Annotated in this window: 20 protein-coding genes; 14 read left to right on the forward strand and 6 right to left on the reverse strand. The window is 62.3% G+C overall.

Going from position 1 to position 25,330, the window contains the following annotated elements:
• The first annotated feature begins 31 nt into the window (after nt 1–31).
• The gene (locus TP2_RS12440) at nt 32–1,450 is read left to right on the forward strand and encodes a mannose-1-phosphate guanylyltransferase/mannose-6-phosphate isomerase (protein ID WP_038077998.1); all 1,419 of its coding nucleotides are present in this window, start codon (nt 32–34) and stop codon (nt 1,448–1,450) included.
• Nucleotides 1,451–1,558: 108 nt separating this feature from the next.
• Entirely contained in the window at nt 1,559–2,464 is a 906-nt protein-coding gene (locus TP2_RS12445) for a glycosyltransferase family 92 protein (protein WP_038078001.1), read from the forward strand.
• On the opposite strand, the gene TP2_RS12450 is transcribed toward TP2_RS12445, so the two are convergent.
• From TP2_RS12450 to TP2_RS12470, 5 genes are all read right to left on the reverse strand, one after another.
• Entirely contained in the window at nt 2,461–3,273 is an 813-nt protein-coding gene (locus TP2_RS12450) for a hypothetical protein (protein WP_038078003.1), read from the reverse strand. The genes TP2_RS12445 and TP2_RS12450 overlap by 4 nt on opposite strands.
• A gap of 65 nt (nt 3,274–3,338) precedes the next feature.
• Complete coding sequence (locus tag TP2_RS12455; RefSeq protein WP_038078004.1) at nt 3,339–4,103, reverse strand: sulfotransferase family protein; 765 nt, start codon at nt 4,101–4,103, stop codon at nt 3,339–3,341.
• Nucleotides 4,104–4,112: 9 nt separating this feature from the next.
• Nucleotides 4,113–4,799 (reverse strand): sulfotransferase, encoded by a 687-nt coding sequence (locus TP2_RS12460; protein WP_038078005.1) that lies wholly within the window; start codon nt 4,797–4,799, stop codon nt 4,113–4,115.
• Between the two features lie 142 nt (nt 4,800–4,941).
• Nucleotides 4,942–6,258 (reverse strand): pilus assembly protein TadG-related protein, encoded by a 1,317-nt coding sequence (locus TP2_RS12465; RefSeq protein ID WP_051692582.1) that lies wholly within the window; start codon nt 6,256–6,258, stop codon nt 4,942–4,944.
• Between the two features lies 1 nt (nt 6,259).
• The gene (locus TP2_RS12470) at nt 6,260–6,649 is read right to left on the reverse strand and encodes a TadE/TadG family type IV pilus assembly protein (RefSeq protein ID WP_038078006.1); all 390 of its coding nucleotides are present in this window, start codon (nt 6,647–6,649) and stop codon (nt 6,260–6,262) included.
• A gap of 198 nt (nt 6,650–6,847) precedes the next feature.
• On the opposite strand from TP2_RS12470, the gene TP2_RS12475 reads away from it, so the two are divergent.
• Both TP2_RS12475 and TP2_RS12480 read left to right on the forward strand, forming a co-directional pair.
• Nucleotides 6,848–8,014, forward strand: coding sequence for an RsmB/NOP family class I SAM-dependent RNA methyltransferase (locus TP2_RS12475; protein WP_038078007.1), 1,167 nt, complete (start codon nt 6,848–6,850; stop codon nt 8,012–8,014).
• Nucleotides 8,015–8,088: 74 nt separating this feature from the next.
• Entirely contained in the window at nt 8,089–10,530 is a 2,442-nt protein-coding gene (locus TP2_RS12480; protein ID WP_084714248.1) for an ATP-binding protein, read from the forward strand.
• A gap of 6 nt (nt 10,531–10,536) precedes the next feature.
• Here TP2_RS12480 and TP2_RS12485 read toward each other — a convergent pair whose 3' ends face one another.
• Nucleotides 10,537–11,133, reverse strand: coding sequence for a hypothetical protein (locus TP2_RS12485; protein ID WP_038078009.1), 597 nt, complete (start codon nt 11,131–11,133; stop codon nt 10,537–10,539).
• A 217-nt stretch (nt 11,134–11,350) separates the two neighbouring features.
• On the opposite strand from TP2_RS12485, the gene recA reads away from it, so the two are divergent.
• From recA to TP2_RS12535, 10 genes are all read left to right on the forward strand, one after another.
• Nucleotides 11,351–12,418: a recombinase RecA gene (gene recA / locus TP2_RS12490; protein ID WP_038078011.1), complete on the forward strand. Its 1,068-nt coding sequence runs from the start codon at nt 11,351–11,353 to the stop codon at nt 12,416–12,418.
• A gap of 124 nt (nt 12,419–12,542) precedes the next feature.
• Nucleotides 12,543–15,197 carry an alanine--tRNA ligase gene (gene alaS, locus TP2_RS12495; RefSeq protein WP_038078013.1) on the forward strand — a complete coding sequence of 885 codons (2,655 nt, stop codon included), beginning with the start codon at nt 12,543–12,545 and terminating at the stop codon, nt 15,195–15,197.
• Nucleotides 15,197–15,502: a DUF1330 domain-containing protein gene (locus TP2_RS12500; protein ID WP_038078014.1), complete on the forward strand. Its 306-nt coding sequence runs from the start codon at nt 15,197–15,199 to the stop codon at nt 15,500–15,502. Before alaS ends, TP2_RS12500 begins: the two co-directional genes overlap by 1 nt.
• Nucleotides 15,503–15,530: 28 nt before the next feature.
• The gene (locus tag TP2_RS12505; RefSeq protein ID WP_051692583.1) at nt 15,531–16,361 is read left to right on the forward strand and encodes a class II glutamine amidotransferase; all 831 of its coding nucleotides are present in this window, start codon (nt 15,531–15,533) and stop codon (nt 16,359–16,361) included.
• Nucleotides 16,362–16,502: 141 nt separating this feature from the next.
• Nucleotides 16,503–17,903: a cysteine--tRNA ligase gene (gene cysS / locus TP2_RS12510; RefSeq protein ID WP_038078015.1), complete on the forward strand. Its 1,401-nt coding sequence runs from the start codon at nt 16,503–16,505 to the stop codon at nt 17,901–17,903.
• A gap of 130 nt (nt 17,904–18,033) precedes the next feature.
• On the forward strand, nt 18,034–19,656 hold the full coding sequence (gene cimA, locus TP2_RS12515; protein WP_038078016.1) for a citramalate synthase: 1,623 nt from the start codon (nt 18,034–18,036) through the stop codon (nt 19,654–19,656).
• Entirely contained in the window at nt 19,653–20,417 is a 765-nt protein-coding gene (locus tag TP2_RS12520; RefSeq protein WP_038078017.1) for a squalene/phytoene synthase family protein, read from the forward strand. The genes cimA and TP2_RS12520 overlap by 4 nt, the downstream gene beginning before the upstream one ends.
• A 142-nt stretch (nt 20,418–20,559) precedes the next feature.
• A complete protein-coding gene (locus TP2_RS19025) occupies nt 20,560–23,667 on the forward strand; it encodes a methyl-accepting chemotaxis protein (RefSeq protein ID WP_051692586.1) in 3,108 nt (1,035 codons plus the stop codon).
• Between the two features lie 42 nt (nt 23,668–23,709).
• On the forward strand, nt 23,710–24,759 hold the full coding sequence (locus tag TP2_RS18340; RefSeq protein ID WP_084714253.1) for a protein-glutamate methylesterase/protein-glutamine glutaminase: 1,050 nt from the start codon (nt 23,710–23,712) through the stop codon (nt 24,757–24,759).
• Nucleotides 24,756–25,280 (forward strand): chemotaxis protein CheD, encoded by a 525-nt coding sequence (locus tag TP2_RS12535; protein ID WP_038078020.1) that lies wholly within the window; start codon nt 24,756–24,758, stop codon nt 25,278–25,280. Before TP2_RS18340 ends, TP2_RS12535 begins: the two co-directional genes overlap by 4 nt.
• Nucleotides 25,281–25,330 lie beyond the last annotated feature (50 nt).

Here is a 25,330-nt window from a genome sequence, read left to right on the forward strand (position 1 = left end):
GACCGCGCCGGTGCGAAAGCGGGAGACGATTTTGATCACACCGATTCTCTTGGCGGGCGGATCCGGAACCCGGCTCTGGCCGCTCTCGCGGCGTTCCTATCCGAAGCAATTCACCCCGATGATCGGAGAGGAAACGCTGTTTCAGGCCAGCGCGCGCAGGCTCTCCGGCACAGGGTTTGCCGATCCCGTGGTGCTGACCAATGCTGAGTTTCGCTTCATCGTGACGGAACAGCTTTCCGCCATCGGGCAAGACCCCGGGGCGGTGCTGCTCGAACCTGCAGGGCGCAATACCGCGCCCGCGATCCTCGCTGCGGCGCTCTGGCTAGCGCAACGTGATCCCGAGGCGCTGATGCTGGTCTCGCCTTCCGATCATGTCATTTCCGACGCGCAGGCTTTTTGGGCCGCGATCGAGAGCGGCATACCCGCCGCGCGGGCCGGCAAACTCGTGACCTTCGGCGTCACGCCAGACCGGGCCGAGACCGGCTATGGCTATCTCGAGCTTGTGGAAGAGGCAGGGGCCCGGCCCGGCCCGATCCCGCTGCGCCGCTTCGTGGAGAAACCCGATGCGCCCAGTGCTCAGCGGATGTGCGACAGTGGTCACCACCTTTGGAATGCCGGGATTTTCCTGTTCAGCGCAAAGGCGATTCTGGCCACTTTTGAGCGCTTCGCGCCGCAACTCATGGCGCCGGTAGCTGACGCGGTTGCGGCTGCGCGTCCCGATCTGGGGTTTTTGCGCCTCGATCCGGAGGCTTGGGCCAAGGCCGAGGAGATCTCGATTGACTATGCGGTGATGGAGAAATCGCCCGATCTTGTTGTCGTGCCCTTTGCGGGGGGCTGGTCCGATCTCGGCGACTGGGAGGCGGTGCGGCGCAGCCTGCCGGGCGCGCGCGACGGGGTCGCGCTGTCGGGACCTGCCACCGCGATCGACTGTCGCGACAGTTTGCTTCGCTCGGAAGATGAGGGGCTCGAGATCGTCGGGATCGGGCTCGAAGGCATCATTGCCATCGCGATGCCCGATGCGGTGCTCGTGGCCGACCGCTCGCGCAGTCAGGACGTGAAACAGGCGGTCAGCGCGCTCAAGGCCCGCAATGCCGGGCAGGCAACGACCTTCCCGCGTGACCATCGCCCCTGGGGATGGTTCGAAAGCCTCGTGACCGGTGACCGCTTTCAGGTCAAACGGATCGTTGTGAACCCTGGCGAGGCCCTGTCACTGCAAAGCCACCACCACCGGGCCGAGCATTGGATCGTCGTGCAAGGGACGGCGAAGGTGACCGTGGATGAACGCGTGAGCCTCGTGTCGGAAAATCAATCCATCTACATTCCGCTCGGCGCCGTTCACCGGATGGAAAATCCCGGCAAAGTTCCGCTGACACTGATCGAAGTGCAGACTGGCGCCTATCTCGGGGAGGATGACATCATTCGTTACGAGGATGTCTACGCCCGCGCCTGAGCCGCGAAGTCGTCCGCCGCTTATGGCGGCACGCGCCGCGTCGCGCTATAGGGAGGGTCGAGGGATATCCGTCGGGCCCATCCGAGCCCGCGAAGCAAGGGGCGTGCGATGCTGCGAAAACTGCTCAGCCGGGCCAAGATTTCGAAACTCGGCCTGCGCACGCCGCAGCCCGCACCGGACCGCCAAGGCATCGCCATCGCGGCGATCGTGCGCAATGAGGCGCGTTTCATCGAAGAATGGGTGCGGTTTCACCACGCCGTCGGCGTGCGTCATTTCGTGATCTATGACGATGCGAGCACCGATGCCACGCGTGAGATCCTGCGTGACGTTCTGCCCGCCGAAGCGCTGACGATCGTCCCTTGGGCGCAGCGCCTGAGCGATATTCGCCTCGGTCGCGAGATCCATAATCAGGTGCTCGCCTACGCCCATGCAGCGGGGAATTTCGGCCCTCATTTCCGCTGGATGGCCTTTGTCGATGTCGACGAGTTCCTTGTGCCGACCGCCTCCGACACCCTGCCGCAATCGCTCGAAGCTCTCGGCGATATCCCGAATGTCTCGCTGCCTTGGCACATGTTCGGATTTTCCGGCCATGAAACGCCGCCCGAAGGCGGAGTGCTGGAGAATTATCGCATGCGCGTGCGCGACCCGATGAGCGATGCGCCCGGCATTCGCGCCTTCAAGATGCTCGTCGATCCTTGCCGACTGACGGCCCTTCGCGTGCATTCGATGGAGACGGATGGCACCAGCGAGACCTGGAATGACGCGGGCACCAAGGCTTCGATCGAGGCGCGCGAAAAACCGGAGTTCTATTCGACCGCCGCGGTGCAGCTCAACCACTACTACACGCGCTCGAAAGCGGATCTGGAGGCGAAAATCTCGCGCGGTCCGAACCTCGTGGCAAAGACCGATCAATATCGGCGCAAGGTGATGCGTACGGTGAACAGCATCGAGGCCGAGACGGTTGAGGACACCCGCGCCCGCGATCTCGCCCGCAAACTTGGCCTGATCGCTTAGGGTTTCTTGCGCCAGGCCTCCTCGACCCAGGTCGTGGGCCAGAGAAAATGGCGCAGATGCCGGAAGAGGCTACCTTCGCGTTCGCCGCGCAAACCCGCCTTGAGATGTTCCCAGGGGCGCATGTGATGTGTGCGCTTGTTCCAGCGCCCCGCGATCGCATCGGGTGGATTAAGTGCGCCGGGGAAGATCACGACCTTCGTTCCCTTGGGCAGCTTTGGCTGGGCAAAGAAATTGATCGGAAAGAGACGGACGCAATGCCATTTGAATGTGGCGACCCAGCCCTTGGGCCAGAATTTGACCCCGCCCGGCGCGCGCCGTGTCACGAAGCGCTGCTCGAAGACATATTTCTCGGCCGTACCCTGGGGATCGGCGAGAAACTCTTCACGCAGAGGCGCCAGTTTTCCGACCGGAAAACGATAGAGCGAGGTCTGGCCGAGACGCTCGAACGGGGTGTTCGGGTTGCGCGTGAGGATCACGTCATCAGGCGAGCCATGTTCGAACATCGCGTCGAGATTGCCCGTCACGACGACGTCGAGATCGAGAAACAGCACCGGGCCCGAAAGCCCGCCGAGATCCGCGCGCCAGAGCCGGGACTTGCCCCAGATCCCCTGTCGGGTCTTGGGCATCTCGCAGTCGAGATCAGGGAGGGGCATCGCGGTGATGCCCGGATCGAGCCCTTCGAACGTGTCGGTGAAACAGTAGAAATCGAAGGGTGGCGTGATGTTGCGCGCGACCATCGAGTAGAGGCGATTGACATAATCGACGCCGTATTTCTCGCCCCAACGGATGCAGATGACCTGTTTTTTCATGTCGCGCCTCATATTTGTCGGGCTCTGCTTACCCTTGCGGGGCGGGCAGAGGCAATGGCATGGGCTCAGAAGCTGTAGCCATGCGCGGCAATTTCGCGCGCGTAGAGCTTGGCCACGATGCCTGCGGTTTCGTCATTGTATTGGGCGCGATAGTCGCCTTTGCGCGCCGACGTCTTCCGGGTGCCGCCCTTTGCATGCGGCAGCCAGCCATCCCACTCGATCCCGATTGCGCAGAGCGTCTCGTTGAGGCCCTGTTTGAGAGTTTCGTAACGGATGACGTGATCGGCCACGATCTGGTCGTCGATCGTGTAGAGTGGCCAATTGTCGTGAAACTCGAGCGGGACAATGCCACCGAGCGTGTCACCCTCGGCGAGAGCGTGAATATAGGCTTCGAAACTTGGCGGGTCGCTCTCTCCTTTGATCCGCCAGAAGTAATCCGAGACCGTCTTGTCCCAAGGGTTTCTGACAACGCAGAATTTCGTGTAAGCCTGCCATTCGTTTGGAAACGCTTTCGCGTTCTTTTCGGCGGGGCTGTGGGGCGGTTTTCGTCCCAGCACCGGGCGATAGGCATGGTCGATCGCGCGGGTTACCGCGCGGCCATAGAGTTTCGGTCCGAGCAAGCGAAAGAGCGGTAGCGTGCCGTTCATCTGGCGGTTTGCCTCACGCTTGACACGCGCAGTGAGAGGGATGTTTTCGCGCAGGGTCTCGACGATCGCGCTGAGCTGGAGATCCTCGGGGCCGAGATAGCGCGCGAGAGCGACCGAGATCGAACTCCCGGCCGTCTTGCGATTGTGCAGAAAGATGAAGCGATGGGCGTGGCTGAGGATCATCGCGGTCTCCTAACGAAAGAAACGCGGGCGCAGATGCGCGTTGAGCTTCTTTGCGGCCCGTTTGAGCGAGCTCATCTTCTTGCCGCGGCTGCGGCCGATATCCGGAAGTGAACTCGGATCGAGGTGATAGGCGGGCAGGCGGGTGGCGAGATCGGCCGGATCGTCATCGTCGAAATTGAATTCGATGTAATGCTCGGGCTTGTCGGCCATGAAGGCGCGTACCTCGGCGAGATGCTGATCCCACTCGGCGCGCCATTGGTCTTTCAGCGCCTCAAGATCGTTCAACCCTCGCGCGGCCATTTCGCGCTTGGCGAACTCGCCATGGCCGTGGTTGAGCCGCGAGGCGATCCATTGCTCACGGTCGCGCAGGTTCAACAGCAAGATCGTATCGGGATAGTCGCGCAGGATCTCGCGAAAAGCGCTTGCGCCATCCCAGGTGGAGTGCCCGTCATTCACGATCAGATCGCAGTAGAACGTGTAATCGTCGGCGCTGTCGAAGATCTTGCGGCCGGCGTCGAGATTTTCGCGCATCACCTTGCCGATCCGGCGCGGAACCGGCCAGCGGTCGCGGATCTTGTGGTGTATGACCCTATGGCCGGCTGTACGAAACAATTCGGCCAGTGATCGGGTGCCGCACTTGTTGAAGCCGATCGCAACGACGCGGGGCAGGGCTTGGCTCTGGGCAGTTTCGGTCATCCGGGTCTTTCGTCTTGCGGGGGCCGCGGGCAGCTATCTCATTCTTGGCCCCATGACGCAATCGCGCAAGCGTCGGGATAGTTGCATGGCAAAAGGCCCGCCGATGGGGCGGGCCTCTCGAAGCTGGATCTGACTGATGTGATCAGAGGCGCAGGCGGAAGTAGCTCAGCGAGATATTGTCTTCCATGCCCGAGCCGCAATGGCCGAAGGTCGAGTTCGAGGTACCGTCGATGCCGCCGCCCGAGACGATTGCGATCCCGTCGATGCCGCTCGATTGCGCCGAGAAGGACACGTCGCCCGCCGCGATGATCTGGCCGCCATAGAACTCCATTTTGGCCGCGTTCGACACACCGCCCAAGGTGAGGAGCTGGGCTCCGCCACCGGTGGCGCAATCGTCGTCCTTGCCGAGGCGCAGGCCGCTGGGAGCGGAGAAGCTTGACGCGTCGGTCGAGGTGTTGGCGAAGATCACGTCCTCCAGCGCCGCAGCTTGGCCGAATTTGATCGGGCAGCTTGCGAAGATGACGTTCTCGCTGAGCAGATCGCCATCGATGGTCACCGATTTGTCTGAGCAGGAGATGCGATACATCTTGCCGGGTTCGAAGCTCGAGGTCTGCACTTTGCCAGCTGTCGGCGTCAGGGTGTAGATCGTCTTGTCGGTGATGTAATCGGGCAGGAACGTGGTGCCGGCCTCAAGCGAGTTGATGACCTGGTTGATGCGTTCGATGATCCGAAGCTTGTAGAACGCGGTGCGCAGCGATTCTTTCAAGCCATCATTCTTCGTGAAGCCCGAGGCCGGGATGTCGAGCTTGCTGACATCCGGCATCGACACGATTGCACCTGGCTCGAACACGTTGTTCTGGTTGAGCGAAACGTAATCCTTGGCGTAGAGGCAGAAGCCCGAGGCGAAGGTGTTGCCCGATTGCAGGTCGATCACGCCATTCGCGCTGAGCCCCTCGATGAGGCAGGCGGGGATGTAGGCTTCGGCGACGGCGGAGGTCTTGATTTCCCAACCGTCATGGCCGGCAAAACGCGTCAGGAAGGTCGGCGTTTCGTTCTGGCGATCCGAGGTCCGGTTCGCCGTCACCTTGACGGCGCGATTGAGGTTCTCATCGTCGCTGTAATTCGTCTGGAACTGGCCGGTGTCCTCGTTGAAATAGCCAAAGACGACATCGCTGTTGGTCACGACCTGGTCCGAACCGTTCCCGAGATTCTGTTGAGCCAGTGCGATCGCCTTGTCGGTCGCGGCCTGGATCGTCGTGGTGGGATCGGAGGCGAGATAGATCGCGCCGAGCGCGGCCGAATCGGCTGCGTCCTGCATGCGGGCCCGCTCGCGGTAGCCGTTCGACACATCGACGGCGAGGCCGCCGACGGCGAGCGTCAAAATGAGCCAGAGCAAGGAGAATTGCGTGATCGCGCCGTCTTCGGATCGCGCGAAATGTTTGAGATCGCCGCTGGACACGTTACGCCTCCTTATACCGGTAATCCTGAACCGTGAGGTTCATGTCGAGAAGTTTGGGAAGAAATTTCGTCGCCACGAGTTTGGACATGGGAACCGTGACGGTGGTGCCGATGATGCCGTCGATCTCGGTCGTCGTGACGGTGACGTTGTCGCCGTAATGCGCCAGCAGGGCGGAGACGCGCTCCTCGACCTGAGTTGTCGATTCAAGGCGACCCACCGAATAGGCGCGGTCGACATCCTCCAAAACACCTTTGATTCGCGCATGCGCGTTGAAGACCATCGACACGTCGACGGTGATCCCCATCAGACCAACGAACAGCGGCAACCAAAGCAGGCCTTCGATCGTTGCCGACCCCTCTTCGTCTCTGAATATGCGTCGCAGGATACGCATGGTTGACCCCTGACTCACTTTCATTGCGTTCCGTTCAATCTGCGGATGAATAAAAGCGAGAGAGGGTCCGAAATGTGGCGAAATTGAGAATTTTTTTGACCAACTCATCAAGTATGCGGGAGGAGGTTCGTCGTTCCGATCCGTTGCGCGGGCGGAGCGCGAGGGCTAGAGACAGCCGAGACCATCGGGAAAGCAGCCATGACACCAGCCGCGCGCATCTCCGCCGCAATCGAGATCCTCGACCGGATCGGGACGGGTGACCCGGCCGAAAAGGCGCTGACCAACTGGGCGCGAGCGCATCGTTTCGCCGGGTCGAAGGATCGCGCCGCGATCCGCGATCATGTATTCGACGCCTTGCGGTGCCGTGGCAGCTTTGCAGCGCTCGGGGGAGGGCAGGGCGGTCGGGCGTTGATTTTGGGTCTGCTGCGCGCCCAGAGCTGTGATCCCGCGACGATTTTTACCGGCGAACGGTTCGCTCCAGAGCCGCTGTCCGAGGAAGAGCGCGCGGTGCTCGCCCAGCCCGTCCCGCCCGATCTGGCCCGGCGCGATTGGCCTGATTGGTTGATTGCGCCTCTGAGCGAGAGGCTCGGAGCCGATTTCGATACGGTCTCCGAAGCGATGCGCGCCCGCGCGCCCGTTTTCGTCAGGGTGAATGTTGCGCGCGCGACGCGGGACGCAGCGATCGCGGCCTTGGCGGAGGACGGGATCGACGCTGTGCCGCATCCGCTCAGCACCACGGCGCTGCAACTCGGCGATGGCGCGCGCCGGATTCAGCAGTCGCGGGCCTATCAGGATGGGTGCGTGGAATTGCAGGATGTCTCGTCGCAGGCGGCGGTGGGGACGATCGAGCTCGCGCCGGGGATGCAAGTGCTGGACTATTGTGCGGGTGGTGGGGGCAAGTCGCTCGCACTCGCCGCGGCTTGCCCGGATTGCGAAATTCATGCGCATGATATCGATCCCGCCCGTATGCGCGATTTGCCGCTGCGTGCCGAACGGGCAGGGGCCCGGATCGCGATCTGCGCTCCCGGAACGCCTGGCGCAGGTTATGACCTCGTGCTTGTCGACGCACCCTGCTCGGGCTCGGGCACCTGGCGACGCACGCCTGAGGCGAAATGGCGGCTGACACCGGAACGGCTCGACGATCTCGTCGCGCTTCAGGGGCGGATCCTCGAAGAGGCGTCCGCTCTGGTCGCGCAGGGCGGGCGGTTGGTTTATATGACATGTTCGCTTCTCGCGGTTGAAAACGAAGCTCAGGCTGCCCTGTTCGCCGCGCGCACGGGGTGGAAACTGACCTTTCAGCGTGCCTACAGTCCGGTCACAGGCGGCGATGGTTTCTTCGTCGCTCAATTTGAGCGCAAAGCGTAAACTTGCCCCAAAAGACTCGCCCCTAGGTTGAATATCTGCTCTTGTTAATGCGGCCTTAATGCTTTTGGCCCGCTATGGGGCGAGACGATTCATCCAAGGAGGTTCGCGTGGCGCGAAACGAGCTGGCGCTGCAACCCCTGTCGAAAACCTTGGCGACTTTAGCGCCGGGGGCGGTTTATCTCGCGCTCGCGGCGTTGCTCGCGGCGGGGGCGGCGGTTGTCGTACCCGACCGGTTGACGACATGGCTGTTGCTTTCAGTGGCGGGGACGCTGCTTGTGACCTCATTGGTGATGCGAGGGACGTTTCTCGCGCAGCGCGCGCGCCAGTCGAAGCTGCAAGATGCGCTGGCGCAATTCATCTCGCATGATGCCTCGCCCAGTTTCACGACCGACGAGGCCGGGGAGATCGGGTATCAGAACCGCGCCGCGCTGGAGCGGTTCGGCTCGCGTGGGGGGCAGGCTCTGGCGCGCACTCTGGCCGAACTGTTCGCTGATCCCGCCGGTGTATTGCGGCGGTTGCAGAACAAGGCTGATGCGATGGGGGCCGCGCGCGAGGATCTGGTCACCCGGCGTGGGCATTTGCGCCTTTCGGTCCATCGTATCGGCGAGGCGGGCTTCTTATGGCGGCTCGAAGATATGGCTGAGAGGGTGATTGGCGGGCGCGGCGCCGAAACGATCAGCCTGCCGATGCTGACGGTCTCCAAGGGCGGAACGATCCTGTTCATGAACGAGGCGCTGCGACGGCTCGTGGGGGAGCGGGTTCGCTCTCTCGACAGAATCTTCACCGATTTGCCGCTGCGCTCCGGTGAGGAACACGAGATCCGGACAGAAGACGGTGCGGTGAGCGCCGTTGTCGCCCAGATTGAAGGCGCGGCGGGGCGCTCTGAAGTGTACCTTCTGCCCATTGCGGGCCCGCGACGTGGCGCTGAGGGGGCGAATTTCGAGGCGCTTCCGGTGGCGCTTTTGAAGCTCAGTGCACATGGGAAGGTGCGCGCGGCGAACCGCGCGGCGCGCGGGTTGCTGGGCCGGGTCGAGCCGCAATTGCGCCTCTCCGATCTCCTTGAGGGGCTCGGGCGACCGGTCTCCGATTGGGTGAACGAGGCGCTCGCAGGGCGGGCGGACGGGCGCCCCGAGGTGTTGCGCGTCCGGCGCGGTGATCGGGAGGTTTTCCTGCAAGTTACCCTGTCGCGCATTCTCGAAAACGGGCGGGCGGGCCTGCTTGCTGTCCTTTCGGATGCGACCCAGCTCAAGACGCTTGAGGCGCAGTTCGTGCAGAGCCAGAAGATGCAGGCCATCGGTCAGCTCGCAGGCGGCGTCGCGCATGATTTCAACAATCTGCTTACGGCCATCTCGGGCCATTGCGACCTCTTGATGTTGCGCCATGACAAGGGCGATTCCGACTACGCCGATCTCGACCAGATCAGCCAGAATGCGAACCGGGCGGCTGCCCTGGTAGGGCAGTTGCTCGCGTTCTCGCGCAAGCAGACGCTGAAGCCCCAAATTCTCGACCTGCGTGATACGTTGTCAGAATTGACCCATCTCCTCAATCGCCTCGTTGGGGAAAAGGTTTCGCTCAGCGTCTCGCACGCGCCCGAATTGCAACCCGTCCGCGCCGATAAACGCCAGCTCGAACAGGTCATCATGAACCTTGTCGTGAATGCGCGTGACGCCATGCCCGGAGGGGGGCAGATCAAGGTCGAGACGGAGCTTCTTCGGATCGACGGCGACAAGCAACGTGACCGTGTGACCGTGCCAATGGGCGATTACGTGGTGATCAAGGTGAGTGACGAGGGGATCGGAATTGCGGCCGATAAGCGCGGCAAGATCTTTGAGCCGTTCTACACGACGAAACGCACAGGCGAGGGGACCGGGCTCGGGTTGTCGACCGCCTACGGGATCGTCAAACAGACCGGCGGATACATCTTCTGTGACTCGGTTGTCGGATCGGGCACCACTTTTACGATCCTGCTGCCAGCCTATGATCAGCTCGCCGAGGCGAGCGATCCCGAGCCGAAGGAACCGCCACTTGGTCTGACCGCCGATCGGCTCGCGACCAATGCTAAACCCTCCGGCCCGGCTTTCGCATCTCGACGTGCCGAGGCCGAAGCCGACGGGCCTGGCAGCAACGCGAGACCCGCTCACGCTGCGCGCGCCGACGCGACTGTCCTGCTGGTCGAAGACGAAGCGCCGGTCCGCGCTTTCGCCTCACGCGCGCTCAAACTTCGGGGCTACACCGTGCTTGAGGCAGATAGCGCGGAGGAAGCGCTCGAATTGCTCGAAGATCCGGAGTTGACGGTCGATATATTCGTCACTGACGTGATCATGCCCGGCCTCGATGGCCCAAGCTGGGTGCGCGAGGCGCTCAAGGTTCGCCCCGGGACGCGTACGGTCTTCATGTCTGGCTATGCAGAGGATGCGTTCCAGGATGGAACATCACCGGTCGAAAATTCGGTCTTCCTGCCGAAGCCCTTCTCGCTGAGTGAATTGACGGCAACGGTGCAAGATCAGCTTGGTTGAGAACGCTCAGCTGCAGATCTGCGCATAGAGGGCAATATCGGGGGCCATCGTGTCGCGCAGCGCTTCTTCGGTCGCGGCGCTCAGCCCGACATCGGCGGCAGGGGGCACGTTCACCCGCGGGAGGGTGATCGCGAAATCGAGTTGATCCTCGAGGTAATGCACGAAGTCGCCAATGCGTTCATAGGGAAAAATACGATCGACCAGCGGAGTACCGGACCCGTCGCAAAGAAACTCTGACTGGGTTGGAAAATCGGCAATTTCCGGCCTTGGATACGATATGAAATCTCGCGCGAATTGCTCGAAACTACAGCTGGGCGAGACTTCTGGCCCGTTCGCGCCGACATCGAACAGTCGAAACCGATACCAGGACCGCAGCCAGTCAATCGGTTCGCGCATCAAGGCAATCGTCGTGAATGGAGCCCCCGCCTGTGCGCTCAGAAACGGAGCGAAATGGGTCCGAAAATCAAGCCCGCTGACATGTTTGAGTTCGGGTGGCCGCGTGACAGCGAGTTCGGCTAGCGGTTCCAGAGCGGCCTCGACCGCCGAAGAGCCCGCCTTGGGGGTCGCGAGAAAAGCCAGTCGTTGTTTCCAGAAAATCAGCATCTGTCCCGCGTCTCAAAAACCTTCGCCTTTGTCTTAATTGTCGAGCCAGAGCGCGTAAACCGTTCTTTAACTATGAGGGTGCAGGATGAAGTTCTCAGAATTTGATTGAAATGTTCTTGTTTCGTGCGCATAGTCCAGAAGGAGAACATAAGAGAAACACGAGGGCGCCCGGGCTGCATTGCCGCCACGCCTCGGTTATGGAATAAGGAAGCGGACAATGGCAGTAGCGAAGCTTTTCGAGATGGACAAGAATTCCAAGGCAGACAAGCAGAAGGCGCTCGACTCGGCGCTGGCGCAGATCGAGCGGCAATTCGGCAAGGGCTCGATCATGAAGCTCGGCGGCGACACGCCCGCGCGCGAGATCGAGGCAACTTCGACCGGCTCTCTGGGCCTCGATATCGCGCTCGGGATCGGCGGTCTGCCCAAAGGCCGGATCGTCGAGATTTATGGGCCGGAAAGCTCGGGTAAGACCACGCTGACGCTGCATGCGATCGCGGAAGAGCAAAAGAAGGGTGGCGTTTGCGCCTTCGTGGATGCCGAACACGCGCTCGATCCGCATTACGCGCGCAAGCTTGGCGTCGATCTCGACGAATTGCTGATCTCGCAGCCCGACACGGGCGAGCAGGCGCTCGAAATCGTCGATACGCTGGTGCGTTCGGGCGCGGTGAGCCTCGTGGTGGTCGACTCGGTCGCGGCGCTCACGCCGAAATCGGAGATCGAAGGCGATATGGGCGATCACACGGTCGGCGCGCAGGCCCGCCTCATGAGCCAGGCGATGCGCAAGCTGACCGCTTCGATCGGGCGCTCGAATTGCATGGTGATCTTCATCAACCAGATCCGCATGAAGATCGGCGTGATGTTCGGCTCGCCCGAGACGACCTCGGGCGGCAACGCGCTGAAATTCTACGCCTCGGTGCGTCTCGACATTCGCCGCATCGGCGCGATCAAGGATCGCGACGAGGTGGTGGGTAACCAGACCCGCGTGAAGGTGGTGAAGAACAAGGTCGCGCCGCCCTTCAAGCAGGTTGAGTTCGACATCATGTATGGCGAGGGTATCTCGAAGATGGGCGAGCTGGTCGATCTGGGCGTGAAGGCCGGGGTCGTCGAGAAGTCCGGCGCCTGGTATTCCTATGGTGACGAGCGCATCGGTCAGGGCCGCGAAAACGCCAAGACCTTCCTGCGCGAACATCCCGATATCGCCTATGAGATCGAGGACAAGATCCGGGCTAGCCACGGGCTCGAGTTCGACAACATGTCCGAGGATGATGCGCTGACCGAAGACTGATCGGCGCGCAGAGCGATAGCAAAGGCCGGGACCACAACGTCCCGGCCTTTTTCGATTGCTGGACAGGGCGCGGGGGCGGCGTTAAACGGGTTCGAACCAGCCCGATCAGGCGAGACAGGACGATATGCCCAGCCTTAACGAAATCCGCTCCACTTTCCTCAATTTCTTCGAACGCAACGGCCATCGGGTCGTTGACAGCTCGCCCCTCGTTCCGCGCAACGACCCGACGCTGATGTTCACCAATTCCGGCATGGTGCAGTTCAAGAACTGCTTCACCGGGGTGGAGAAGCGCGATTACAACCGCGCCACGACCGCACAGAAATGCGTGCGCGCGGGCGGCAAGCACAATGACCTCGACAATGTCGGCTACACCGCGCGCCACCATACCTTCTTTGAAATGCTGGGGAATTTTTCCTTCGGCGACTATTTCAAGGAAGGCGCGATCCCCTTCGCCTGGGAGCTGCTGACGAAGGATTTCGACATTCCGAAGGATCGCCTGCTTGTCACGGTTTACCATACCGATGATGAGGCGGCCGAGATCTGGAAGAAGGTCGCGGGCCTGCCCGACGAGCGGATCATCCGCATCCCGACCTCGGACAATTTCTGGCAGATGGGCCCGACCGGCCCCTGCGGCCCCTGCACCGAGATCTTCTTCGATCACGGCGACAAGATCTGGGGCGGCCCGCCGGGATCGCCCGAAGAAGACGGCGATCGCTTCATCGAAATCTGGAACCTCGTCTTCATGCAGAACGAGCAGTTCGAGGATGGCTCGATGCGCGCGCTCGACATGCAGTCGATCGACACCGGTATGGGGCTCGAGCGGATTGGCGCGCTGCTGCAGGGCAAGCATGACAATTACGACTCCGATCTGATGCGCCACCTGATCGAAGCCTCGGCCAATGTCACGGACGGTGCGCCGGACGGGCCGGGCAACGTGCATCACCGCGTGATCGCGGACCACCTGCGCTCGACCTCCTTCCTGATCGCGGATGGGGTGATGCCTTCGGCCGATGGGCGCGGCTATGTGCTGCGCCGGATCATGCGCCGCGCGATGCGGCATGCCCATCTTCTGGGTGCGAAGGACCCGGTGATGCACCGTCTGGTCCCGGCGCTGGTGCGCGAGATGGGCGCGGCTTACCCCGAGCTTGGCCGTGCGCAGGCGTTGATCGAGGAAACGCTGCATTCGGAAGAGACCCGCTTCAAGACCACGCTCGATCGCGGGCTGAAGCTGCTCGACGAGGCGCTGGTGGACCTGCCCGAGGGCGACAAGCTGCCCGGCGAGACCGCGTTCAAACTTTATGATACCTACGGTTTCCCGCTCGATCTGACGCAGGATGCGCTGCGTGAGCGGGATCGCGAGGTCGATACCGAAGGGTTCGACGCCGCGATGGAGGAACAAAAGGCCAAGGCGCGCGCGAGCTGGTCGGGCTCGGGCGAGGCGGCGAATGCCGCGATCTGGTTCGACCTTGCCGAAAAGCTCGGGACGACCGAATTCCTGGGCTACGACACCGAGACGGCCGAAGGTCAGATCACCGCGCTGGTGGCGGACGGGGCCGAGATTGCCAAGAGCAATGGCGAGGTTCAGATCGTGGTCAACCAGACCCCGTTCTATGCCGAAAGCGGTGGCCAGGTCGGTGATCGCGGCTGGATCGTGACCGAGACGGGCAAGGCCGAAGTGACCGACACGAAGAAGGTTGCGGGCGTCTTCATCCATTTCGCGCGCGTGACCGAGGGCGAGATCGCCAAGGGGCAGGGCGCGAAGCTGGAGGTGGATCATACCCGCCGCAGCTCGATCCGGGCCAATCACTCGGCGACGCATCTTCTGCACGAGGCGCTGCGCCGCACTCTGGGCGAGCATGTGGCACAGCGCGGCTCGCTCAATGCCGAGGATCGTCTGCGGTTCGACTTCTCGCATAACAAGGCGCTTTCGCCCGAGGAAATTGCGAAGATCGAGCGTGAAGTGAATGAATTCATTCGCCAAAACACGCCCGTGGAAACGCGGATCATGACGCCTGACGATGCGCGCGATCTGGGCGCGCAGGCGCTGTTTGGCGAGAAATACGGCGATGAGGTCCGTGTTGTCTCGATGGGCGAGCTGAGCAATTCCGGCAAGGGCACGAATGGCAATGTCTATTCGCTCGAACTCTGCGGCGGCACCCATGTGAAGCGCACCGGCGATATCGGCACCTTCGTTCTGACGAGCGAGAGCGCGTCTTCGGCAGGTGTGCGCCGGATCGAGGCGCTCACCGGCGATGTCGCGATGGCCGAGCTGCGCCGCCGCGATGCGCTGCTGGGCGAGATCGAGGGGTTGATGAAGACTTCCGAGCAGGACGTGCTCGCGCGTCTTCAGGCGATCCTCGATGAGCGCAAGACGCTTGCCAATGAAGTGGCCCAACTGCGTCGCGAACTGGCGATGGGCGGCGGTGCCTCGGGTGGCCCAGAGGTCATTGAAATCAATGGGATGAAGTTCGTTCCTCAAGTGGTTTCGGGCGTCACCGGCAAGGATCTTCCCGGTATCGTTGACGAGCTGAAGGAGAAGATCGGCTCGGGCGTGATCCTCGTGGTCGCGGATGCGGGCGGCAAGGCGGCGGTGGCGGCTGGCGTCACCAAGGACCTGACCGACAAGGTCAGCGCCGTTGATCTCGTGAAGGCTGCGGCGCAGGCGCTTGGCGGCAAGGGCGGCGGTGGCCGTCCGGACATGGCGCAGGCCGGTGGGGCCGATCCGTCCAAGGCCGATGAGGCCGTGGCGGCTGTGAAAACTGTTCTGGAGGGGCTGTGATGGCGGGTGCGTTCTGGATTGCACATGTGAAGGTTCTTGATGCCGAGGCTTACGGCAAATATGCCGAAGGCGCGGGACCGGCGATTGCGAAACATGGCGGGCGCTTCCTGGCGCGCGGCGCGCGGTATGTGCAGCTCGAAGGCAATGACCGGGCGCGCAATGTGGTCGCGTGGTTCCCCTCGCTGGAGGCCGCCGAGACCTGCTATCACTCCGACGAGTATCAGGCCGCGCTTGCCCATGCGAAGGGCGCATCCGAGCGCGATCTGGTCATCGTCGAAGCGATGGAAGACGTGTCCTTCGGTTGAGCTTTGCTCTGTAAGGTATTGATCTGAAATGTGTCGTTGGGCCGCCTATATCGGAGAACCGATCTTTCTCGAAGAGATCGTCGCGCGGCCCAGCCATTCGCTCATTCACCAGAGCCAATCCGCCACCCTTGGCCATACCGCGATCAACGCAGATGGGTTCGGGGTCGCCTGGTATGGCGAGAAGCCCGAGCCGGGGCTCTATCGCGACGTGATGCCCGCCTGGTCCGATCCGAACCTGCGCTCGCTGACTGCCACGGTAAAATCACCGCTGTTTCTCGCCCATGTACGCGCCTCGACCGGCACGGCCACCAGCCGCAACAATTGCCATCCGTTCGTCGTGGGTCGCTGGAGCTTCATGCATAACGGCCAGATCGGCGGTTACGATGATTTCCGTCGCGCGGGCGAGATGATGATCCCCGACAGCCTCTATTGTCAGCGCAAGGGCGCCACCGATAGCGAGGCGCTGTTCCTGATCGCGCTGGCCGAGGGGCTGGAGGCCGAGCCGCAAGCCGCGCTGGAGCGGGCGGTGGCGCGGTTCGAGACGCTCTCGCGCGAACGCGGGACCACGCCGCATATGCGCCTGACGGTCGCGTTTTCCGATGGCGTGCGGCTTTACGCGGCGCGCTATGCGAGCGACGAACACGCGCCCTCGCTCTATCACCGCTGGTCCGAGACGCGGCGGGGGCGGGCGCTGGTGTCCGAGCCGCTCGAGGTCGAGGAAGGCGATTGGGAAGAGATCCCGCCCGGCTCGTTCTGCATCTTCGACGGCAAGCGCGTCGAGATCTCGCCCTTCGAGCCCTTCCGCTGCGCCGCGCGCACGCCCGAGAACGCGCTGGACGCAGCGGCGCGAAGGGCGTAACACTTCCCTCATGACGACGAAGACCCTCACCATTTGCTGCATTATCCGCTGACATCTCTCACGCGGGCCGGTCTTCTCTTTCCAAAAACCACATGACCTTGTAAGCCCGCCGGCAGGTGCCGCCGACCTTTGCGAGGACACATGACCCAGATCCGTTTGCGCAATTCCCTGACCCGGAAAGTCGAGGATTTCCAACCCATCGACCCCGAGAATGTGCGCATGTATCTCTGCGGCCCGACCGTCTATGACCGCGCGCATTTAGGCAATGCGCGGCCCGTGGTGGTGTTCGACGTGCTCTACCGGCTGCTGCGCCATGTCTACGGGCCGGACCACGTCACCTATGTGCGCAATTTCACGGATGTGGATGACAAGATCAACGCAACCGCGCTGGCGCGCAAGGAGGCCGGGGCCGAGGGCTCGCTCGAGGATCTGATCCGCGCGCGGACCGAAGAAACCATCGGCTGGTATCACGCGGATATGGATGCGCTCGGTGCGCTGCGCCCCGATCACGAGCCGCGCGCGACAGACTATATCGGCGCGATGATCGCGATGATCGAGCAACTGATCGCGGATGGGCATGCCTATGCCGCCGAGGGCCATGTGCTGTTCCGGGTGCGCTCGTATAAGGAGTATGGCGCGCTGTCGGGCCGCACGGTCGATGACATGATCGCGGGGGCGCGGGTCGAGGTGGCGCCCTTCAAGGAAGACCCGATGGATTTCGTGCTCTGGAAGCCGTCCGATGACGAGCTGCCGGGCTGGGAGAGCCCCTGGGGGCGCGGCCGTCCAGGCTGGCATATCGAATGCTCGGCCATGAGTTACGAGCTGCTCGGTGCGAGTTTCGACATCCACGGCGGCGGCATCGACCTGCAATTCCCGCACCATGAGAACGAGATCGCGCAGAGCTGCTGCGCCCATCCCGAGGGCTCGTTTGCGCGCTACTGGCTGCACAACGAGATGCTGCAGGTCGAGGGCAAGAAGATGTCCAAGTCCCTGGGCAATTTCTTCACCGTGCGCGATCTGCTGGATGGCCATGACGGCGAGAAGGGCATCCCGGGCGAGGTGATCCGCTTCGTGTTCCTGCAGACGCATTACACCAAGCCGATGGACTGGACGGCGGAGAAGGCGCGTCAGGCGGAGGCGACGTTGCGCAAGTGGCGTGCGCTCACCGCGGGCATCGAGCCCGCGCCGAGCGCGGCGCCCGAGGTAATCGCGGCGCTGGCCGATGACCTGAATACGGCGGGCGCGATCGCTGCGCTGCATCAGATCGCAGACCCGGCGGTTTTGAAGTCTTCGGCGGCGATGTTGGGGCTCCTGGAAGATGCGATGGGCGACTGGGCAGCGGCGCCAGAGGCAGACCTTTCGGGTCTTGCTGACAAGTTCGCCGCTCTCCGCGAGAACGCGATGCAAACCAAAGACTTCGCCCCAGTCGATGCGATGAAACAGGCGCTGGTTGCCGCTGGCGTTGAGGTCCGCATGTCCAAGGCCGGGGTGGAATTGCTCCCGGGTCCGGATTTCGACCCCACCAAACTGGAGGGTCTGTGATGGCGGTTGCATCCAGAGATAAGGGACGCGCCGGACCCGAGGGGGGGCGCAATCGCGCCCGCCCTGGGGGGCGGGTCGGGCGCGGCCCGGCGTGCCGCCGGGCGGGACGTAAGCTCAATGGAGGCCCCCAATGACCAAACAACGCCTCTATCTCTACGACACCACGCTGCGCGATGGCCAACAATCGGCGGGGGTGCAGTTCTCCGTCCCCGAGAAGATCGAGATCGCCAAGGCGCTCGACGGCATCGGCATCGACTATATCGAGGGTGGCTGGCCCGGGGCGAACCCGACCGACAGCGATTTCTTCGAAGCGCGGCCGCAGACGCGGGCGACGTTCACCGCTTTCGGGATGACGAAACGGGCAGGGCGCTCGGCCGAGAATGACGATGTGCTGGCTGGCGTTATGAACGCGAACACGCCCGCCGTCTGCCTCGTCGGCAAGACCCATGATTACCATGTGAGCACCGCGCTCGGGATCACGCTGGAGGAAAACCTCGAAAACATCCGCGCTTCGGTCGCGCATATGGTGGCCAAGGGCCGTGAGGCGCTGTTCGATGCCGAGCATTTCTTCGACGGCTACAAGGCGAACCTCGGATATGCGCTCGAGTGCTGCCGCGCTGCGCATGAGGCCGGTGCGCGTTGGATCGTGCTCTGCGATACCAATGGCGGGACGCTGCCGGGCGAGATCGGGCAGATCGTTCGCGAGGTGATTGCGGCGGGTATCCCCGGTGACAAGATCGGCATCCATTGCCACGACGACACGGGCAACGCGGTCGCGGGCAGTCTCGCGGCGGTCGAGGCGGGGGCGCGTCAGGTGCAGGGCACCCTCAACGGCTTGGGCGAGCGCTGCGGCAATGCCAACCTGATCTCGCTGATCCCCACGCTGATGCTCAAGGAGCCCTACGCCTCCACGCTCGCCACCGGCATCAGCCACGAGAAGCTGCGAGACCTCACGCGCCTCTCGCGCAAGCTCGACGACATCCTGAACCGGGTGCCACTGCGCTCGGCGCCTTATGTCGGCGCCTCGGCCTTCACCCATAAGGCGGGGCTGCATGCGAGCGCGATCCTCAAGAACCCCGACACTTACGAGCATATCGACCCCGCGCTGGTGGGGAATACGCGCCTCATCCCGATGTCCAACCAGGCGGGCCAGTCGAACCTGCGCGCGCGGCTCAAGGGGATGGGGATCGAGGTGGCGAAAGACGACCCGCGCCTCGCCCGCATCCTCGAGATCATCAAGGAGCGCGAGGATCAGGGCTATGCCTATGACGGCGCGCAGGCGAGTTTCGAGCTACTCGCGCGGGCGGAACTCGGGCAACTGCCCAAGTTCTTCGAGGTGAAGCGCTACAAGGTCACCGTCGAGCGCCGCAAGAACCGCTACGACAAGATGGTCTCGATCTCCGAGGCGGTCGTGGTGGTGAAGGTCGGCGGGCAAAAGATGCTCTCGGTTTCGGAAAGCATGGACGAGCACGGCCATGACCGCGGCCCCGTGAATGCGCTCTCAAAAGCGCTGACGAAGGATCTCGGACCCTATCAGCACCTGATCGACGACATGAAGCTGGTCGATTTCCGCGTGCGTATCACCCAAGGCGGCACCGAGGCCGTGACCCGCGTCATCATCGACAGCGAGGACGGGGCCGGGCAGCGCTGGTCGACCGTTGGCGTCTCGCCGAACATCGTCGATGCGTCGTTCGAGGCGCTGCTCGATGCGATGATCTGGAAACTCCTGCGCGACGGGGCGGTGCCTGCGTGAGCGATCTTGCCGCCAGCCTGCAAGCCGCCGCCGAGGCCGTGCGCCGCGGCGATCCCGATCGCTTTGCCGCGACCATGGCCGCGCCTGCCGAGCTGCGCGAACGCCTCTGGCCGCTCTACGCCGCCAACCTCGAAATCGCCCGCGCACCTTGGGCCTCGGCCGAGCCGATGGTGGCCGAGATGCGCCTGCAATGGTGGATCGATGCCTTGGAGGGGCTATCGGAAGGGCGCGAGCCGCCGCATGAGATCGGTCCTGCCCTCGCGCCGGTCGCTCCGCATGCAAGCCACCTGATCGCGGTGGCCGAGGCGCGCCGCGCCGATTGCTGGCCCGAGCCTTTCGCGGATACCTCCGCCCTTTGGGCCTATCTCGATCAGACGGCGGGGGCTCTTTACTGGGCCGCGGCAGAGGCGCTCGGCGCTGCGCCCGACGCGGAACCCGCCGTGCGCAGTTTCGGTGCCGGGGCGGGGCTGGCGGCTTTGCTCAAGGCCTGGCCAGAACTGATCGCGCGTAACCGCCCGCCGCTTGCGGGCCTTTCGTCTGATCGCGTGCGCGCGCTCGCCGAAGAGGGGCAGGCGCGTCTCAAGGCGGGACGACGCGCGCTCAAAGGGGACGCGCGTGCCGCACTTCTGCCAGGTTGGCAGGCCCGTGCGCAGCTCGAACGCGCCTGCACTGCCCCCGATCCATTCGCTTCGGGGGCGCTTGAGCTGTCAGAGTTTTCCCGCCGCATCGGCCTGTTGCGCGCGGCTTTTTTCGGCCTCTGACAAGGCGTTGCGAATTTTATCGAACAGGCCCGCGCTTTCCGGAGTGTGATTTAACAAATCTTCAGCCCTTGCCGCGATGGTTAAGCCGAACTGCCTGTTTGGGGCGGTTCGTTTTGACGACCCTTCGCTGCGGAGGACTGCGATGCGCCTGCTCGAAAATCTCAAACTCGGGATCAAACTGCCCCTGATGCTGGTAGCGATCGCGATGATCGCGCTGACGATCATGGGGGCCTCCGCTTACCGGGAAGCCTATGGCCTGTTGGAAAGTGAAGGAAAAGAGCGGCTTGGCCGGACACTTGAATCGCGCGTGAGCCAGCTCGAAGCCTGGTCGCGACAGGTCGAATCCGGCACGCGGCAACTGGCGGGCAACCCGACGACGGCGCGCGCACTTTACGATTTCGACAAGGGGCTGTCGCGCCTCGGAGAAGAGGCGAGCACGCGACTTGTGGAGCTATTTGAGGCCGATCCCGATGGCAGTCAGCAAATTGGAGAAGAGATAGAGGGCGTTCTTGATTACGCGATTCAGCACCGGCGATATCACCCCGGGTTTCGGCAAGCACTTGCGGAGCAGGGCTATGACGACCTCTATCTCGTCGCGCGTGACGGGCGGGTGGTCTATTCGGTGCGCAAAGGTGATGCGTTTGCGCATCAGATCGCCGATGCTTCGCCCGATTTCTCAACGACCGCACAGGCGGCTCTTGATGAAATCAACACTGGCGTAAGCAGTGTCATCTTTTCGAAAATCCTGACCAATTCCGGCGCGCCTCATCTTTATGCGGCTATGCCCGTGATCAGCGCGAACGGGCTGGAACTCGGCGCGCTTGTCCTGCGTGTGCCTGCAACAGAGATCGGCCGGGTGATGGGGAGCGCGCGCGGTCTGGGCGAGACCGGGCAGGGCTATGTCACGGATGAGGGGGGCCGGCTGCTTGGACATCTGCGCAATCCGGTCGAAGGACTCGGCCCCGGTGCGGTGATCACCAATCCGGTTGTCGCGGAAGTGTTTTCCTCTGGGGCGGGGCGTGTCGAGGGCACCTCTCTGGGTGGCCATCCGGCGATCGAAGCCTTTATGCCGCTCGAGCTGTTCGGTGAGCGTTACGCCGCGGTTGTTGAGCAGGATCGCGTGGAGCTCTTCGCACCGGCACAGGCCCTTGCCAGGTCGATGTTGTTTCATGCGAGTTGGCTCGTTCTGTTGCTCGCGGGTCTCTCGGCATGGATGGCACGCTCCGTCTCGCGGCCCTTGCAGCGCTTGGGCATTGCCATCGGTGCGATCGCTGGTGGAGACCATCACAGCACCGTTGAAGGGCGGACCCGTGGCGATGAGGTCGGCGTGATCGCCAAGGCGCTCGATGGGTTGCGCCACGATCTCGCCGCTGCCGATGAGATCCAGCGCGACGCGCGTCTGCAAGGGACCGCCTTCAATACTGCCTCTGCCGCACTCATGCTCGTCGATGCCGACTTTCGCATTATCCATGCCAATGCGGCGGTCGTGACACTGATCGATAGTAGGATCGATGAATTCCGTAAGGTGACGCCCGATCTTTCAGCCGATCGCCTGATCGGGCGCTGTATGGACGAGTTTCACGCTGTTCCGGGAACCGCGCGTCGTCTCCTCACGGACCGTGATCGCCTCCCGCTGCATGTCGATATCAAAGTGGGAGACGGCCGCTTCGGTGTCGATGTGTCCGAGATCATCGACGAGCATGGCGGCACGCTCGGGCTCGTGGTCGAATGGCGTGATGTGACCCAACTTCGGATGCAACGCGCGCTGATCGACTCGATCGATGCCAATCAGATCGTCTGCGAGACACTCCCCGACGGTACCGTGACGCGTCTCAATGATCGTCTGCGCGAATTGCTCGGCAGCAGTGCCGAGGGGGTTCTCGGGGCGCAGATCGAAGAGATGCTTCGCCCTGAAAATGACAGCGACCCCTGGCCCGAGGTTCATCGAGGGCATCCGGTGAGCGGGCGATTCATTCTGCGCACCTCGCAAGGCGCCGCATATATTCTTGAAGGCACGCTGAATCCCGTTGCGGATCGCGCGAACCGAATGATGAAAATCGTTTTGATCGCAAACGATGTCACACAGGCGGTTGCGGCCCTCGCGGCCGCTCAGGACGAAAATGAACGCATGATGGCGGCGCAGCAATCGGTCGTTGATGCACTCCGAGAGGGGCTCAGCAATTTGTCGCAAGGGGATCTTTCGACCACAATTGAAACGGTGTTCCCGCCTGATTACGAAGCTTTGCGCACGGATTTCAACGCTGCCGTGATCAATCTTTCCGGGGCCATGCAGGCGGTGATCGACAATGCCGCCGCGATCGATACTGAGGCCCGCGAAATCTCGTCCGCCTCTGACGACCTGAGCAAGCGCACAGAGCAGCAGGCCGCGACACTTGAGCAGACCGCCGCGGCGCTTGACGAGCTTTCCTCTTCCGTAAGCGCTTCAGCAAAGGGCGTTTCTGAAGCGGACACGGTTGTGTCGCAGGCGCGAACCAGCGCCGAAAATTCCGGCGTGGTCGTGAAGCAGGCGATCCTTGCGATGAGTGAGATCGAAACGAGCTCGCAAAAGATTTCCAAGATCATCGGAGTCATCGACGAGATCGCCTTCCAGACGAATCTTCTCGCTCTCAATGCCGGGGTCGAAGCTGCCCGCGCGGGCGAGGCCGGACGAGGGTTCGCAGTCGTGGCTTCCGAAGTTCGCGCGCTTGCGCAAAGATCGTCCGATGCCGCGCGAGAAATCGCAACCTTGATCACCGCCTCTTCGGAGCAAGTGTCACGGGGCGTAGGGCTCGTGGGCGAGACCGGTCGTGCCCTCCAAGGCATTCTCTCATCCGTCGTCGATATTGCTGCCCGTGTTTCCGAGATTGCCTCAGGGGCTCAAGAGCAGGCTCAGGGGCTCAACGAAATTAATTCAGCGATGAATCAGCTCGATCAAGTCACGCAACAGAATGCCGCGATGTTCGAGCAAACCACCGCGGCAAGCCATGCCCTCAATGCGAGCGCGACGGCCCTGCGAGATACGACCTCGCAATTTCGAGTTCCAATGAAAGAAACGCGGCGCACGGACGTGGAAACCACGCGGCGAAACCCTCAGCGAAATGCCGATGAAAGCTCGCCAGAGGAGAGAGTGACACGTGGGCACGAAGCGGACACCCTGCAAATGCGCACGCAGTGGAACACCGATGTCGAAGTCGCTGGAAATGTACTCAAAGTGACAGACCGGCATGAAGAGGAGTGGGAAGACTTTTGACGTCTCGGCTCTCCGACTTTTTGCAATTTGAGTTCAAAAATCATGAAGCCCAAACGCGTCCTCATTGTCGACGATTCTGCAACAATTCGCCACTTGATCCGGCGACGCATTCTGTCTGATCCTCGACTTGAAGTGGTGGGTGAGGCCGGCGATCCCTATGAGGCGCGCGCTCTAATCAAATCGCTTAACCCAGATGTGCTGACCCTCGATGTCGAGATGCCGCGAATGAATGGGCTCGCGTTTCTCGAAAGGCTCATGCGTTTGCGGCCGATGCCAGTCGTGATGGTTTCGACTGAAACCCATAAAGGTTCAGCCGCCGCTCTGGAAGCTCTGTCTCTTGGAGCGATCGAGTGTATTGGAAAGCCCCGGTTCGACGGTGTCGAAGAACCATTTGCGACGTTGCCGGATCTGCTCGTTGCGGCAGGGTCGGCGCGCCTTAGATCCCAAATCAAACGCTTGCCGATCGCGGCTGCTCAAGAGTTTTCCTGGAATGGGAAAATTGTTCTCATCGGATCCTCTACTGGTGGTGTCGACGCGTTGGAAACTCTTCTCAAATCCTTTCCGGAAAACAGCCCACCGACGCTTATCACCCAGCATATGCCGGAAAGTTTTCTGGCGAGTTTCGCCAAGCGTCTCGATCGTCAGGTCGCACCTAAGGTTCTTCTGGCATCCAATGGAACGGCCATCACGCAAGGACATATCTATCTCGCGCCTGGGGGACGTTTCCACCTTGAACTGGATGGGCGCGCAGCGCTCTTCTGCCGACTCATGGAGGGAGATAAACGCAATGGGCATCGCCCATCGGTGGAGGTTCTCTTTAATTCTGCTTTGGAACATGCCGAACGATGCGTGGCGGTAATGTTGACAGGAATGGGACGCGATGGTGCGGATGGGATGCTGAAGTTGCGTCGCGCCGGGGCTCGTTGTCTGGCGCAAGATGAAGAGACTTCGGTGGTTTTTGGCATGCCGCGCGCCGCGCTCGAGAATGGGGGCGCTGAACGTGCGGTCCCACTCGAGAAGATTGCGGACGACGTTTTGGAACTTTGCCGTGAGAGCACAGGTCTGCTCGCAAATCAAAAGAGGCAGCCATGACATCTCGGCAAGATTTTCGCCCGCAACATATTTCGCAGGGTGAGTTCATCGCAGGCACGGCGGGTTCGCGCTCGATCACGACGATCCTCGGTTCCTGCGTTGCCTGCTGCCTCTATGATGAGGGCGCGAAGGTCGGCGGCATGAACCATTTTCTTCTTCCGGAACGATCTGGCTCTGCGATCCAGGCTGCGAGCTTCGGGGTCAATGCCATGGAGCTCCTGATTAACGATTTGATCAAGCTCGGTGCTCGCCGAACAGCGCTCAAGGCGAAACTTTTCGGAGGAGCACGCATGATTGCGGGGCTCTCTGATGTCGGAAGGAAGAATGGGGACTTTGCGCTCGCGTTCCTTCAACGAGAGGGCATATTGTGCATGAGTCAGAGCCTCGGGGGCACGCAAGCACGGCGGATAGAGTTCTGGCCAGATACGGGGCGTGCGCGTCAACGATTGTTGGGCGAAGCCTCCATAATCGAAGCTGAAATTATACCCGAGCCGGCAGTCGATGTTGAATTGTTCTGCTAGGGTCAGAGTTCATAACTAGTAGATGCCGGCGGCCGGGAGGGCGATGGCTG

The sequence above is a fragment of the Thioclava pacifica DSM 10166 genome (assembly GCF_000714535.1).
Classification (GTDB): domain Bacteria; phylum Pseudomonadota; class Alphaproteobacteria; order Rhodobacterales; family Rhodobacteraceae; genus Thioclava; species Thioclava pacifica.